The 14,543-nt window shown below is 71.8% G+C and carries 13 protein-coding genes; 7 read left to right on the top strand and 6 right to left on the bottom strand.

Going from position 1 to position 14,543, the window contains the following annotated elements; genetic code table 11:
- Positions 1 to 20 precede the first annotated feature (20 nt).
- Genes BM041_RS09665 through BM041_RS09690 form a run of 6 tightly spaced genes read left to right on the top strand, consistent with a single transcriptional unit; the run spans position 21 to position 6,281 of the window.
- Complete coding sequence (locus tag BM041_RS09665) at positions 21 to 1,574, top strand: flippase (RefSeq protein ID WP_175533842.1); 1,554 nt, start codon at positions 21 to 23, stop codon at positions 1,572 to 1,574.
- Positions 1,571 to 2,629, top strand: a complete 1,059-nt coding sequence (locus tag BM041_RS09670; RefSeq protein ID WP_092958764.1) for a glycosyltransferase family 4 protein — start codon at positions 1,571 to 1,573, stop codon at positions 2,627 to 2,629. The genes BM041_RS09665 and BM041_RS09670 overlap by 4 nt, the downstream gene beginning before the upstream one ends.
- Complete coding sequence (locus BM041_RS09675; RefSeq protein ID WP_092958766.1) at positions 2,626 to 3,732, top strand: glycosyltransferase; 1,107 nt, start codon at positions 2,626 to 2,628, stop codon at positions 3,730 to 3,732. The genes BM041_RS09670 and BM041_RS09675 overlap by 4 nt, the downstream gene beginning before the upstream one ends.
- The gene (locus tag BM041_RS09680) at positions 3,729 to 4,607 is read left to right on the top strand and encodes a glycosyltransferase family 2 protein (RefSeq protein ID WP_092958768.1); all 879 of its coding nucleotides are present in this window, start codon (positions 3,729 to 3,731) and stop codon (positions 4,605 to 4,607) included. The genes BM041_RS09675 and BM041_RS09680 overlap by 4 nt, the downstream gene beginning before the upstream one ends.
- Complete coding sequence (locus BM041_RS09685) at positions 4,607 to 5,479, top strand: glycosyltransferase family 2 protein (RefSeq protein ID WP_092958770.1); 873 nt, start codon at positions 4,607 to 4,609, stop codon at positions 5,477 to 5,479. Before BM041_RS09680 ends, BM041_RS09685 begins: the two co-directional genes overlap by 1 nt.
- A gap of 4 nt (positions 5,480 to 5,483) precedes the next feature.
- Positions 5,484 to 6,281 carry a YdcF family protein gene (locus BM041_RS09690; protein ID WP_092958772.1) on the top strand — a complete coding sequence of 266 codons (798 nt, stop codon included), beginning with the start codon at positions 5,484 to 5,486 and terminating at the stop codon, positions 6,279 to 6,281.
- Positions 6,282 to 6,284: 3 nt separating this feature from the next.
- Here the strand turns inward: BM041_RS09690 and BM041_RS09695 are convergent, their stop codons facing one another.
- From BM041_RS09695 to BM041_RS09705, 3 genes are all read right to left on the bottom strand, one after another.
- Positions 6,285 to 6,929, bottom strand: a complete 645-nt coding sequence (locus tag BM041_RS09695) for a glutathione S-transferase family protein (protein WP_092958774.1) — start codon at positions 6,927 to 6,929, stop codon at positions 6,285 to 6,287.
- Positions 6,930 to 6,949: 20 nt separating this feature from the next.
- Positions 6,950 to 8,503, bottom strand: a complete 1,554-nt coding sequence (locus tag BM041_RS09700; RefSeq protein ID WP_139226012.1) for an ArnT family glycosyltransferase — start codon at positions 8,501 to 8,503, stop codon at positions 6,950 to 6,952.
- 140 nt (positions 8,504 to 8,643) lie between these two features.
- Complete coding sequence (locus BM041_RS09705; RefSeq protein WP_175533843.1) at positions 8,644 to 9,639, bottom strand: Bug family tripartite tricarboxylate transporter substrate binding protein; 996 nt, start codon at positions 9,637 to 9,639, stop codon at positions 8,644 to 8,646.
- A 133-nt stretch (positions 9,640 to 9,772) separates the two neighbouring features.
- On the opposite strand from BM041_RS09705, the gene BM041_RS09710 reads away from it, so the two are divergent.
- On the top strand, positions 9,773 to 10,765 hold the full coding sequence (locus tag BM041_RS09710; RefSeq protein WP_175533844.1) for a Bug family tripartite tricarboxylate transporter substrate binding protein: 993 nt from the start codon (positions 9,773 to 9,775) through the stop codon (positions 10,763 to 10,765).
- Positions 10,766 to 10,908: 143 nt separating this feature from the next.
- Here BM041_RS09710 and BM041_RS09715 read toward each other — a convergent pair whose 3' ends face one another.
- The 3 genes from BM041_RS09715 to BM041_RS09725 are packed head-to-tail and all read right to left on the bottom strand — an operon-like array spanning position 10,909 to position 14,431.
- A complete protein-coding gene (locus BM041_RS09715) occupies positions 10,909 to 11,337 on the bottom strand; it encodes an acyl-CoA thioesterase (protein ID WP_175533845.1) in 429 nt (142 codons plus the stop codon).
- A complete protein-coding gene (locus tag BM041_RS09720; RefSeq protein ID WP_092958780.1) occupies positions 11,334 to 12,563 on the bottom strand; it encodes a thiolase family protein in 1,230 nt (409 codons plus the stop codon). Before BM041_RS09720 ends, BM041_RS09715 begins: the two co-directional genes overlap by 4 nt.
- A complete protein-coding gene (locus BM041_RS09725) occupies positions 12,560 to 14,431 on the bottom strand; it encodes a feruloyl-CoA synthase (protein ID WP_092958782.1) in 1,872 nt (623 codons plus the stop codon). Before BM041_RS09725 ends, BM041_RS09720 begins: the two co-directional genes overlap by 4 nt.
- Positions 14,432 to 14,543: the final 112 nt, after the last annotated feature.

Here is a 14,543-nt window from a genome sequence, read left to right on the forward strand (position 1 = left end):
TCATAGGGATGGCGCACGCCATGGCCGAAACGGCCGAACAGCGCGCCTCCGGCGTAGCCGAACAGCGCGCCTCCGGCGGCCGGCTCCTCTCCGGCACGCTCTGGAACGCGGCGGGGCGGGGCCTGCCCCTGCTACTCGCCCTCGCCCTTACGCCCGTGCTGGTCCACCAGATGGGGCTGGATCGCTGGGGCCTCTTCACCCTCGCCCTCGCGCTCGTCGGCGTCTTCGGGGTCTTCGACCTCGGCGTCGGCGCGGCGCTGACCCGCGCTCTCTCCGCCCGCATCGGGGCCGGCGAGACCTCGGGCGCCGCCGAACTCGCGGGTGCCGCGATCAGCGCGCTGTTCCTGCTGAGTGCCATCGTCGCGGCGATCGCCTTCGCCTTCATCCCCTGGCTCGTCTCCGGCCTGCTGAACACGCCGCCCGCCTTGCAGGCGGAAGCGACCGCCGCCTTCCGCGTGCTCTGCGCCGCCGCGCCGCTGGTGGTGGTGAATGCCGCGCTCTGGGGGACGCTCGCGGCGCATCAGCGCTTCCGGGAAGCCAACCTCGTCACCATTCCCGTCGCCATCTTCTACTACCTCGGCCCGGTGCTGGTGCTGCTGGTGTGGCAGAGCCTGGTCGGCGTCATCCTGGCGCTGGTGCTGTGCCGGCTGGCGAACACGATCTGCTACACATGGCTGGCGCGGAAGGACCTGCCGGGCCTGGCTCCCGCCTGGCCGCGCTGGTCGCTGGTCGGCCCGCTGGTGCGGATGGGCGGCTGGATGAGTGCATCCGGCATCCTGACCCAGGCGCTGCTCTATGCCGATCGCTTCCTGGTGGGTGCGCTGCTGACGCTGACGGCGGTGGCCTTCTACGCCACGCCGCTCGACCTCGTCATGCGCATGTGGATCCTGCCGGTCGCGGTGGCGCAGGCGCTGCTGCCCGCCATGGCGAGTGCCTTCGCGACCCATGCGGAGGCCACCGCCGGCCTGCTGCGCCGCGGCGCGCTGATGGTGATGGCCATGGTCCTGCCCGCCTGCCTGGTCCTGGTGGCGGCCGGCCCGCAGGTGCTCCAGCTCTGGCTCGGCGCCGAATTCGCCGCCGGCGGCGGCCGCGTGCTGCAGATCCTGTCCGTCGGCATCTTCTTCTCCTGCGCCGCCTTCGCCCCGGGCGCGCTGCTGGACGCGATCGGCCGGCCGGACCTGAATGCCAAGTGGCAACTCGGCCAGGCGCTGGTCTTCCTGCCGCTGTCCGCCGCGCTGCTGGTGTGGTGGGGGATCGAGGGTGCGGCCTGCGCCTGGGTGCTGCGCTGCGCCACCGATTGCCTCGGCCGCCTCGCCCTCGTCGCCCGCTTCTACCCCGCCGCCGCCGATGCCGCCCGGCGCCTCGCCTGGCCGCTGATCGCCGGCGGCGCGGGCCTCGCCCTGCTGCTGCTGCCCGTCGGGCCCTGGCCGCTGGCGTTGCTCGGCCTGCTCGCGCTGGCCGCCTTCACCGCCGCCGGCCTGCCCGCCCTCACCCCTGCCGAGCGCCGTGACGCGCGCGGCCTCATCCGCCGCCCCTGGCGCATCCGCGCCGTGCTGCGCGGGGAACCCGCATGACCATCGCCATCAATGCCCGCTTCCTGACGCAGAACATGTCCGGCGTGCAGCGCTTCGCGCGGGAGGTCACGACCGCCATGGCCGCGCTGTCGGAAGCCGGGCAGGCCCCGCGGCTGCGCCTGCTGGCGCCCCGGGGCGCGCCGCAGACCTTCGCCGGCCTGCCGGTGGAGATCATGGGCCGCCTGTCCGGCCAGGCCTGGGAACAGCTGGAACTGCCCCGCGCCGCCGGGCGGGACCTGCTGCTCAACCTCGGCAACACCGCCCCCCTGCTGCGCGCCTCCCGCCAGGCCGTGGTCATCCATGATGCCGGCGCCTTCGACACGCCCGACTCCTATTCCCTCGCCTTCCGCAGCTGGTACCGCGCCCTGCACCTGGCGCTGCCGCGCCTCGGCGCGCAGCTCATCACCGTCTCCGACTTCTCCCGCACCCGCCTCTCCCGCCGCCTCGGCGTCGATGCCGCGACGATCGGCGTGGTGGCGGAAGGGGGCGAACATGCGCTGCGCGACCCCGCGGATGAAACGGTGCTGGCGAAGCATGGCCTCGCCCCCCGCTCCTACGCGCTCGCGGTCGGCACCCGCGCGGGGCACAAGAACCTCGGCGCGCTGCGGGATGCCGTGTCGCTGCTCGCCCAACGCGGCCTGGTGCTGGCCGTGGCCGGCGCCGCCGATGCCAGCGTCTTCCGCAACGCCTCCGATGTGGACGCCGCCAGGGCGCTCGGCCGCGTCAGCGATGCGGAACTGCGCGCGCTCTACGAGAACGCGCTCTGCCTCATCTTTCCCTCCCGCTACGAAGGCTTCGGCCTGCCGCCGCTGGAGGCGATGTGGTGCCACTGCCCCGTCCTCGCCGCCTCCGCCGGCGCGGTGCCGGAGGTCTGCGGCGATGCCGCCCTCTGGTTCGACGCCGAAGGCCCGCGCACCCCGGCCGCCGCCCTCGCGCGCCTGCTGGACGAGCCGGGCCTCGCGGACCATCTCCGCGCCACCGGCCGCGCCCGCGCCGAGACCTTTTCCTGGCCCGCCGCCGCGCGGCGCCTGCTTGACCTGGTGGAGCCCCGATGAGGGTCGCGATCGTCCATGAATGGCTCGAGACCTATGCCGGGTCCGAGCGCGTGCTGGAACAACTGCTGGACATCTGGCCGGAGGCCGACCTCTTCGTCGTCTGCGACTTCCTGGCCGACAAGGACCGCCACTTCCTCCGCGGCAAGGTCCCCACCACCAGCTTCATCCAGCGCCTGCCGCGCGCGCGCCAGTGGTTCCGCTACTATCTCGGCCTGATGCCCATCGCGGTGGAGCAGTTCGACCTCTCGGCCTATGACCTCGTCCTCTCCTCCTCCCACGCGGTCGCGAAGGGCGTGCTGACGGGGCCGGCGACCTTGCACGTCTCCTACGTCCACAGCCCGATGCGCTACGCCTGGGACCTCCAGCACCAGTATCTGCGCCAGGCGCGGATGGAGACGGGCCTCAAGGGCCTGCTGACGCGCCGGCTGCTGCATGGGATGCGCGCCTGGGACCATGCCTCCGCCGCGCGGCCGGATCTGATCGCCGCCAACAGCGCCTGGATCGCGGAGCGCATCCGCAAGACCTGGCGGCGGGAGAGCACGGTCATCCACCCGCCAGTGGATATCGAGGGCTTCCCCTTCGTCGCCACCAAGGACGACTACTATTTCGTCGCCTCCCGCATGGTGCCCTACAAGCGCATCGACCTCGTCGCCGAGGCTTTTCGGCAGATGCCCGACAAGCGCCTGGTCATCGCCGGTGACGGCCCGGAGATGCCGCGCGTCCGCGAAGCCGCGGGCGACGCAAAGAACATCGAGATCCTGGGCCGCGTCCCGCAACCCGACCTCGTCCGCCTGCTGCAATCCGCCCGCGCCTTCGTCTTCGCGGCGGAGGAGGATTTCGGCATCGCGATGGTGGAGGCGCAGGCCTGCGGCACGCCGCTGATCGTCTATGGCCGCGGCGGCGCCAGCGACATCGTCGTGCCGGACAGTACGGGCGTGCTCTTCCCCGAGCAGAGCGCGGCCGGCATCCGCGATGCCGTCGCGCGCTTCGAAAGCCTGTCCATCGCCCCGGAAGCCTGCCGCGCCAATGCGGAACGCTTCAGCCACGCCGTCTTCCGCGACCGGCTCACGGCGCTGGTGCACCAGGGGCTCGCCGCCCGATGATCCGCTTCAGCCTGGTCATGGCAACGCGCGGCCGCACGACGGAGATCGCGGAATTCCTCGACAGCCTGATCGCGCAGGGCCGCGAGGATGCCGAATGCATCATCGTCGACCAGAACGACGATGACCGCCTGGCGGCGCTGCTGGCCCCCTATGCCGGGCGGCTCCGCCTGGCGCATCGCCGCTCCGCCATCGCCAATGCCAACCACGCCCGCAACCTCGGCCTGCGCGATGCGGTCGGCGAGATCGTCGCCTTCCCCGACGATGACTGCCTCTTCCCCCCCGGCACGCTGGCGATGGTGGACCAGGCCTTCGCGGCGGACCCCGCGCTGATGGTCCTGACCGGCCCCGCCGCCAGCCCGGAAGGCGGCCTCGGCAGCGGCCGCTGGCGCGCCGAAGGGGGCGCCATCACGGCGGAAAACGTCTGGACGAGCGTGATCGAGTTCAACCTCTGGCTCCGCCGCCCCGTGGCGCTGGCCATGGGTGGCTTCGATGAGGGGATGGGCCCCGGCACGCCCATCGGATCGGCGGAGGGCAATGATTTGGTGCTGCGCGCCATCCATGCCGGCCACGCCGCGCGCTACGAACCGGCGCTGCGCGTGATCCATCCCGACAAGCGCCTGTCCGATGTCGCGACGGCGCGCGCGCGCCTCTATGGCAGAGGCCTCGGCTTCGCGCTCCGCCGCCACGGCGTGGCGCCCGGCGTGTGGCTGCCCTTCGCCATCCGCCCGCTCGGCGGCGTCGTCGTCTCCCTCCTCAAGGGCCGCCCGCGGGATGCCGCCTACTACGCCATGACCTTCGCCGGCCGCGCCGCGGGTTTTCTCCGCGGCGATGCGCGGGATGGCCTGGTGCGCACCCCCATCGAGGGCCAGCCCTGATGCGCATCGCGATCGGCATCGCCACCCGCGGCCGCGCCGCCATCCTCGGCGAGGTCCTGGCCGAGCTTCGCCGCCAGACCCGCGCGCCCGACCGCGTCATCATCTGCCACGTCACCCCCGATGACGTGACGGGCCTGGCGGAACGATTCCCCGTGGTGGAATTCATCCCCTCCCCCGCCGGGCTGCCGCGGCAGCGCAACGCCATCCTCGATGCCGCGACGGATTGCGACGCGGTGCTGTTCCTCGATGACGACTTCCTGCCCGCGCCCGACTACCTCGCGGTGACGGAGCGCGTGCTGGATTTGCATCCGGATTGTGTCGTCACCACCGGCACCGTCATCGCCGACGGCGCCAAGGGACCGGGGATCGAGGTGCCGGAAGGCCGCGCCATCCTGGCCGATGACCGCTACGACGGCGATGCGCTGGCGGTCCAGGCGCATTTCAACGGCTATGGCTGCAACATGGCCTTTCGCCTGGCGCCGCTGCGCGAACACGGCATCCGGGTGGATGAGCAACTGCCCCTCTATGCCTGGTATGAGGATATCGACGTGACGCGCGCGCTGGGCCGGCACGGCTCCATCCTGCGCCTGGCCGGCGCGCGGGGCGTCCACCTCGGCAGCAAGTCGGGCCGCGTGGCCGGCAATCGCCTCGGCTACAGCCAGGTGGCGAACCCCATCTACCTCGCCCGCAAGGGGACCTTCCCCTGGAGCCATGCCATCCCCTCCGCCGCGCGTCACATCGCCATGAACGCGCTGCGATCCTTCGCGCCGGAGCCGCATGTGGACCGCTTCGGCCGCCTCAAGGGCAACCTCGTCGCGCTGTGGGACCTGCTGCGCGGCCGGGCGCATCCCATGCGGATCATGGAGTTGTAGCGACGTGGAGACGGTGACCTTCATCGCCTCCAAGGCGCTCTGGATGGTGCTGGCGCCGAACACGGCGGCGCTGCTGCTGGCGCTGCTGGGCCTGGCGCTGGTCTGGCGCGGCTGGCGCTTCGGTCGCTGGCCGCTTCTGCTCGGCCTCGGCTGGTATGCGCTGGTCTTCGCGACCCCCATCGCCGCCTGGCTGACCGTGCCGCTGGAAACCCGCTTCGCCCGCCCGGCGACGCTCCCCGGCCCCGTCACCGGCATCGTCGTGATCGGCGGCGCGGTGGACCAGGAGATGACGGAGCGCCACGGCATCCCCGCCCTGAACGGCGCGGCGGAGCGCATGACGGAAGCCGTGGCCCTGGCCCGCCGCCACCCCGGCGCCCGCCTGCTCTTCGCCGGCGGATCGGCCTCCCTGATCCCGGGCGGACCGACGGAGGCCGATACCGCGCGGCTGCTCTTCACCGATCTCGGCGTGCCCGCGGACCGCCTGGAGTTCGAGAGCGAAAGCCGCAACACGCATGAGAATGCGGTGCTGTCCTTCCGCGTCGCGCAGCCGAAGCCCGGGGAGACCTGGCTGCTGGTCACCTCCGCCAGCCACATGCCGCGCGCCATGGGCGTGTTCCGCCAGGCCGGCTGGACCGTCACGCCCTGGCCGGTGAACTACACGACGATGGGGGGCTACGGCCTCGACTATTTCGGCCCCTTCCCGACGCGGCTGAACCAGGCGGAATGGGCGCTGCGGGAATATGTGGGGCTTCTCGCCTATCGGCTCATGGGCCGGACGGATTCGCTGTTCCCGGCGCCGTGAGCGTCAATCGAGGACGCGCAATTCCTCGTAGGACAGCATGACGTGCTCCCGGAAGGGCGGGCGCGTCGCCAGCGCGTCGTAATAGCGGCGCAGCGCCGGGCGATCGCGCCGCGGGATGGCGATGTCGAAATAGCGGAACAGCACATGGCCGAACTGGATGTCGGCCAGGGTGAAATCATCGCCAGCCAGGCAGGCACCCCGCGCCAACTGCGCCTCCGCGATGTCGAGGAAGGGGTCCAGCTTCGCCAGCGCCGCCTCGATCGCCGCGGGATCGCGGCGAGAGGGCGCGGTCCGCACCACGCGCCAGAAGATGGGCGCCGTGAAGCCGAGCGTGATGTTGATCTTCGCCCATTCCGCCCATTGGTCGATGCGCGCGCGGCCGGCACCCTCCGCCGGCCAGAAGGGGGCGGCCGCGTAGCGCCCGGCCAGGTAGCGGAGGATCGCGCCGGTCTCCCAGATCGGATCGCCATCCCCGTCGAGCAGCACGGGGACGGTGCCGTTCGGGTTCATCGCCCTGAAGGCAGGCGTGTCCGTCACGCCATGGATGTGCCCGGCGTCGATCCGCCGATACGGCAGGCCGAGTTCGCCGATGCCCCACATCAGGGCCTGGACGTTGGAGGAGGTTCGGCGGCCCCAGACGGTCAGCATCGGCGCCCCTCCCGGGCTGGCTATTTCGCCCGGTAGATTTCCACCGGCCCGCGATACTCCCCGACCGTCGCGAACAGCTCGTAGCCCTGATCCACCGCGGCCATGACCTGCGCCGCCGCGGCGGGGCGCATGGTGTGCATCCAGCCGCGGTCCACGACGATGACGCGCGGGCGGGACGCCAGGACGCGCACCAGCTCCGCCTCCGTGCTGGTATCCGACAGATCCTCGAACACCCCGGTCAGGTGCGCGGGGAAGGGGAAGCGGGTGGACAGGCGCGCGCCGGAGATGACGTAGACGCTCGGGTGGTAGTTCGCGATGAAGGCGTCGCCGCCCGGCCCCGCCGCCTCCGCCACCTTGGCCGAGACCAGGCGGACGGGATCGGGGTGCATCAGCCCCGGACCGCGTTCGAGCCGCCCGGTGGCCTCCACCAGCCAGGCCTGGGCGGCGATGACGCCAACCACCGCCATGAAGGCGATCCGCGCGCGTTCCGGCCGCGCCAGCGCCGCGGCGATCCACCAGGCCCCGATCGAGGCCAGCAGCGCCAGCGGCGGCAGCCACAGCAGGAAGTAGTGCGCGAAGAAGAAGCCCGGCCCCGCGATGGCGGCCGAGGTGATGGCAAACCACATCACCGCCGCGCCGGTCAGCAGCACGACCGGCCCCGGCGCCCAGCGCGGCCGCCAGGCCAGCACCGCCACCAGCGCCGCGGCGAAGGCCAGGCCGAGTTGCAGCGCCGCCGCCCCGATCCGCCGCGCGGCCTCCGGTCCCTCGATCCGCTCCAGCGAATAGCGGAAGGGCGCCATCAGGGAGCCGTCGAGATACTGGTCCAGCCAGCCCTGCGTCCAATAGACGAAGCCCGCCAGGATGAAGGGGAAGGCGCAGAGCCCGGCATAGGCCAGCGCCATCAACGCCGCCCGCCGCCAGGGCAGCACGCCCCGCAGCAGCGCCGGCAGCACCAGGATAAGGAAGGCCAGCGACCCCTCCGGCACCACCACCTGCTTCACCACCAGCGCCGTGCCGATCAGCAGGCCCATGGCGATCAGCGGCGCCCAGCCCGGCGCGCGCGGCGCCGGCCCCACCGCCTGCGCGGCACCCCGGATGGCCAGCGCCATGGTGGCGGCGACGAAGGGCGCGATCAGGATCTCGGTATTGGTGCAGAGCCCGCCCAGCAGCACCGACAGCGCCGCGTAGATGATGCCGGCGCCGGTCCCGATCCGGGGCGGCGCCCCCGCCGCCCGCGCCGCGCCATACAGGGCGCAGGCCGTGGCGGCGACGCAGATCATGCCCAGCAGCCGCGCCGCCTCGACGGACACGCCGAAGGCCAGGAAGGCCAGCGCGAACATCGCCGGCGCACCGATCGGGTGCATGTCCCAGGCGGCCACCAGCGGCCACCCCCCGTTCAGCCATTCCCGCGCCTGCACCAGGTACAGGCCCTCATCCGTATCCACCACGGCGGGGACGAAGCTGGTCAGGCGCAGCAGCACCGTCGCGACCAGGATGACAAGGATCGCCACCGCGTCGCCCATCACGGGCGATCGGGTGCGAACGGGCGTCCGGAAACTCTGGCCGTCGGGCATGGGGCCTCACGCGGGCGTGAAAACTCCGCCCGCTCAACCCATCCCAGAGGGCGCGGGCGGATGCAACCCCGCTTCCGTTCAACCGTCCCCCCGCCGCATGGCGCCGCGCGGGCGCCACTGCGGCAGGGGCAAGGCAGGACTCAGTTCTCCGGCTGGAAGCCGCTGTCGCGCACGATCGGGCCATATTCCGCCCGTTCCCGCGCGATGAGGTCCCGGAACGCCGCCGGGCTGGCGGACACGGTCGGCAGGAATTCCAGCCGGTCCAGCGCCGCCACCAGGTCCGGCATCCGCGATGCCTGCACGATGGCGGCGTGCAGGCCGTTGACGATCGGCGCCGGGGTGTTCGCCGGCAGCAGCACGCCGAACCACTCATCCTTGGACAGGGCAGGATAGCCGAGTTCCAGGAAGGTCGGCACATCCGGGTAGCGCGGGTTCCGCTGCGGCGACGACACCGCCAGCATCCGCGCCCCCGTCCCATGCTGGGGGGAGACGTCGCCCAGCACGCCCACGAAGATCGGCAGCCGCCCGCCGATCAGGTCCTGCACCGCCGGCACCGCGCCGCGATAGGGCACATGCGTCACCGGCACGCCGATGGTCTTGCCGAAGGACACGCCGAGGAAATGTGGCGCCGACCCCGCGGCGGGGGACGCGAAGGGCACCTCCCCCCGCTGCGCCTTCATCCAGGTGACCAGCTCCGCCAGCGTCTTCGCGGGATGGTTGGCCGGCACCGCCAGGGCGAAGGGGAAGGAGCAGACGGTGGAGACGGGGATCAGGTCCGTCAGCGCGTCGTACCGCACCTCCCGCGGGAAGACGTGCGGCTGCAGGGTCAGCATGGAAGCCGGCGTCTGCAGGAAGACCGTGCCATCGGGCTCGGCGGCCTTCACCGCCTCCACCGCGATGCGGCCCGCCGCGCCGACGCGCCCGTCCACGATGACGGTGGGCGCGTAGAGGCCACGCAGCTTTTCCGCATAGAGCCGCGCCACGATGTCGGAGGACCCGCCGGGCGGGAAGCCGACGATCAGCCGCGCCGGGCGGCTGATGGCCTCGGCCCGCGCCTGGCCGGTGAAGGCGGCCCCGGTGAGGGCCGGCAGCGCAAGCGCGCCAAGCACGGCACGCCGCTTGAGCATGAGGGTCATGGAGGTTCCTTCCCTGTCCTTGCGCGAAACCGCCGCGCCACCGCGCCACGTTCCGGCTTGAATGCAACCATTATGCGCCATAAGTTTACCACTAAAGCAAGGTGCATCGGCACCCCTGGGGAGAATACGGACCATGAGCGTATCCATCAGCCGCCGCCTCGCGCTGTCCGCGCTGGCGACACCCGCCCTCGCCCCCGCCTTCATCGCCACAGGCGCCCGCGCCCAGGCGGTCAGCCGCCCCGCCCGCGTCCTGGTCGGCTTCGCAGCCGGCGGGCCCACGGACCTGGTCGCCCGCATCTATGCCGAGCGCCTCCGCGGCGCCTATGCCCCCTCCGCGCTGGTGGACAACCGACCCGGTGCCTCCGGCCGCCTGGCCGTCGATGCGACCCGGGCGGCGGACCCCGATGGTACGACGCTGCTCGTCACCCCCGCCAGCGTCATGACGCTGCAGCCCCACATCTTCCCGCGGGAGGTGCGGTACGACGCGCTGACGGATTTCGTCCCCGTCTGCACGCTGTGCGACTTCGCCTTCGCCGTGGCCGTGCCCGCCAGCCACCCCGCGCGGACCCTGGCCGACCTCACCACATGGCTGCGGGCCCAGCCGGCGGAGGTGCCCTATGGCTCCCCGGGCGCCGGGTCCGGCCCGCATTTCGTGGGCGACATGATCGGCCGCGCGGTCGGTGCGCGCCTGACCCATGTGCCCTATCGCGGCGCCGCGCCGGCGGTGCAGGACGCGCTGGCGGCACGCATCCCCCTGGTGGTGGCGGTGGTGTCGGATCTGTTGCCGCATCACGGCCAGGGCGTGCGCATCCTCGCGATCTCCTCGCGCGAACGCCTGCCCCGCCTGCCGGATGTGCCCACCCTGGCCGAAGCGGGCTACCCCGCCCTGACCATCAGCGAATGGATGGGCCTCTTCGCCCCCGCCCGCACCCCGGCGCCGGTCATCGCCGCGCTGCACCAGGCCATCCAGGCCGCGGTGCGGACGGAGGAGGTGCGCCAGGTCCTGGACCGGCTGGAATTCCAGCCGACGGTCCAGGGGCCGGAGGAATTCGCCGCCCGCATCCGCCACGACCGCGACCTCTGGGGCCCCGTGGTGCGGGCGAGCGGCTTCCAGCCGGAAACCTGATCCATGGCACGAAGGCTACGCCTTCGTGCCCCTCGGACGCCGGGCGCCGCGCATCCGCGCGGCTTGGCTTCGCCGCATTGGCGGCGGCGGCCGCTCGGCCCTTCGGGCCGCATACCGCACCTGTTCCCCGCAGGTGCGGCGTGTCAGGCCCCGAACGCCGCCACGACCTCCGCCGGGATCGGCGCCGCCTTGATCCCCTTCGGATTGTTCGGGTCCCGAGCCACCCAGACGCGGGTCTCGAACCCCTCGACGCCGAGCGCGCCATCGGCCTTCAGCAGGCGGTGCTCCACATCGAAGGAGGACCGGCGGAAGGCCGTGATGCGGCTTTCCACCACCACCTCATCCCCATAGGCCGAGGGCACGGAGAATTTGCCCCGCGTATCGACCATGGGGATGCCGACGATGCCGAACTTCTCCGTCCACTGGATCTTCGGCATCCCGAGCGCCGCCTGGAACAGCGCCGCGGTGCAGGCATCGAAGATCGCGAAGTAGCGGGGATAGAAGACGATGCCCGCGGGGTCGCAATCCCCCCATTCGATCGTCACGGGACGGCGATTCACGAGGCTGGTCACGACGCCACCTCGATCAGCAGCGCGATCCCCTGCCCGCCGCCGATGCAGGCCGAGGCGATGCCATACCGCCCGCCGCGCCGCTTCAGCGCCCGCGCGCAGGTCACGGCCAGGCGGATGCCCGTGGCCGCCAGCGGATGCCCGATGGCAATCGCGCCACCATTCGCGTTCAGCTTCGCCTCATCCAGGCCGAGTTCGCGGGAACACGCCATCACCTGCGCGCCGAAAGCCTCGTTGATCTCGATCAGGTCGATCTGGTCGAGCGTCAGGCCCGTGCGCGCCAGCAGCGCCCGGATCGCCGGCACCGGCCCGATGCCCATGATCGCCGGCGGGCAGCCGACGGCGGCGGAGGCGACGAGCCGCGCCAGCGGCGCGCGCCCTTTCGCGAAGGCCCCGCTGCACACCAGCGCCGCCGCCGCGCCATCGACGACGGCGGAGGAATTGCCGCCGGTCTGCACGCCCCCGAAGGCCGGCCTGATTTTCGCGAGTGTCTCCACCGGAGACGGCCTCGGGTGCGTGTCGGCATCGACGGACGGCGTCCGGCGGGACAGCGCGATCCCCCGATCCGCCAGCCCCTCGCGGGAGAAGGTCTCGCTCGTCACCGGCACGACCTCATCCGCGAAGAAGCCAGCCTCCCGCGCCGCCAGCGCGCGGTCGAAGCTGCGCGCCGCGAAGGCATCGACCTCCGCGCGCGAGATCCCGTGGCGCTTCGCCAGTTCCTCCGCCGTGCCACCCATGCTCAGCCCGCAGGCGGGGTCCAGCAGCGCCTCCCACAGGAAATCCTTGAACTCCACCGGCGCGCCGAGCGTGAAGCCGTTGCGATGCGTGTAGGCCGCGATGGGGTTGCGGCTCATGCTCTCCGCGCCCACGCACAACGAAACGCCCGCCCCCTGGCGCTCCACGGCATTGGCGCCCTGCGCCAGCGCCTCGATCCCCGTGCCGCAGACCCGCTGCACGAGCAGCGCGGGCACGTCTTCCCGCACCCCGGCATAGAGGCCGACATGGCGCGGCAGCATGTAGGCATCGTAGCTCGCCTGCGCGACCGATCCCGCGACGACATGCCCGATCTCGGCGGCATCGATCCCCGCCTTGCCGATGGCGGCGCGCGCCGCCTTGATGCCGAGGTCGATGGGCGAGACCAGGCCGAGCGGCCCGGCCAGGTCGGCAAAGGGCGTCCGCGCGCCGGCCAGCAGCCAGGCGTCCTGCCATTCGTTGATCAGCGCGGTCATGACAGCTCCGGGGTGATAATGACGAGGGAGGAAGGCGGATCGGCGTAGAGGTCCTCCACCAGCGCGGCGCGGGCCGCCAGCACGGCGCGCTGGTTGATGGAGCCCTTGTCCGTGATCTCACCGGCATCGAGCGAGAGCGGCGAGGTCAGCAGCACCGCCCGCGCGACGCGCTGGGACGAACCCGTGGCCTTGGCGCCCAGCGCCGCCAGCTTGTCCGCCAGCGCGGCGCGCAGCGCGGGATGCGTGGCGGCGTCCTCCCCCTTCGGCACCAGCGTCGCCACGGCTTCCGCCTCCGGCAGCAGGATGGCGCAGAGGAAATCCCGGTCCACGCCGGCGATCACGGCATCCTTCACATACGGCGCCAACGCCGCCACCAGCTTCTCCCGCAGCGGGCCGACGCTGACCCAGGTGCCGGTCGCCATCTTGAAGTCTTCGGTGATGCGGCCATCGAAGCGGAAGCCCTTGTGCAGGTCGTCGCGGTCGATCGGCGCCAGCGCATCGCCGAAGCAGTAATAGCCTTCCTCGTCGAAGGCCTTGGCCGTGGCTTCCGGGTTCCGCCAGTAGCCCGGGGTGATGGACGGCCCCTTCACCCGCGCCTCCATCTTCCCCGCGACGGGCGCCAGCTTCAGCGACAGCCCCGGCACCGGCAGGCCGACGACACCGGAGGCGCTGTGCTCCTCCCGCACGCAGATGGCGAAAGGCGCGGTTTCCGTAGCGCCGAGGCCGGTGATCATCGGGATGGTGTGCCCGCGCTCCGCCAGCGCCAGCTTGTCCAGCTCGTTCCAGATGTGCTGCGGCAGGCCGGCCGCGGAGTAGAACATCATGTGCAGCTTGCTGAAGAAGATGCGGCGCAGGGCCGCGTCCTCCTTCAGATGGTGCACCAGCTCCTCGAAGCCGCGGGGGACGTTGAAATGGATGCTGGTCGCGATCTCCCGCAGGTTGCGCAGCGATTCGCCGTAGCCGCCCGGCACCGGGCGACCATCATCCATGTACATCGTGCCGCCATTGTAGAGACAGATGCCGATATTGTGGTTGCCGCCGAAGGTGTGGTGCCAGGGCAGCCAATCCAGCAGCACCGGCGGTTCCTCCCCCATGAAGGGGAAGGCTTCCAGCAGCATCTGCTGGTTGGAACAGATCATGCGCTGCGTGTTCACCACGCCCTTGGGCAGCCCGGTGCTGCCCGAGGTGAACAGGATTTTCGCGGGCGCATCGGGATCGACCGCGGCGGCCGCTTCATCCACCGCGCGGCCAGGCACCGTCGCCAGCAATTCGTCCATGGTCGTCGCCGCGCGCCCGGCAGGCGGGTTGGCGGAGACGAGCAGTTCCACATCCGCCGCCACCACAGCCGCGATGGCATCGCCGAAGCGCGCGCCGTCATTCGCGAAAACCATTCCCGGCGTCAGCAGCGCCAGGCAGTGGCGCAATTTCTGAAAATCCTTCGCCAGCAGCGCGTAGGAGGGGGAGACGGGCGCGACCGGCACGCCGACATGCAGCGCGGCCAGCGTCAGCACCGCCTGGTCCAGGCAATTGCCGGACAGGAATACCAGCGGCCGCTCGGCGGAAAGCCCGCGATCCAGCAGCGACTGCCCCACCGCCCGCACCTTCGCCAGCATCTCGCCATAGGTGATGCGCTGCCAGTCGCCGCCCGGCTGCCCCTTGGGCGCGGGCCGTCGCTTGGCGATCAGCGTGCGGTCGGGCGCCAGCGCGGCGTGGTGTTCCAGCCGCTCCGTCAACCGGTGGGGATAGGGGCCGAGTTGCGGCACCGGCGTGACCAGCAGCGCGCCATCGGCACGCGGCTCGAACCGCACGGGGGCGGCACCAAGGCGGCGGCGTTCGGGCGCATCGCGCAGGGCATCAGGGGGGGACATTCTCTCCTCCGGCGCCGTCGGACGGCGTCACGAATTGTTATGACGCATAATAGTGTGATCGAGGGCTGCTTCCAAGGCCCCCCTTTTACGGAGACGGCCACAACGTGTATCC

It is taken from the genome of Falsiroseomonas stagni DSM 19981, from assembly GCF_900114315.1.
GTDB lineage: Bacteria > Pseudomonadota > Alphaproteobacteria > Acetobacterales > Acetobacteraceae > Falsiroseomonas > Falsiroseomonas stagni.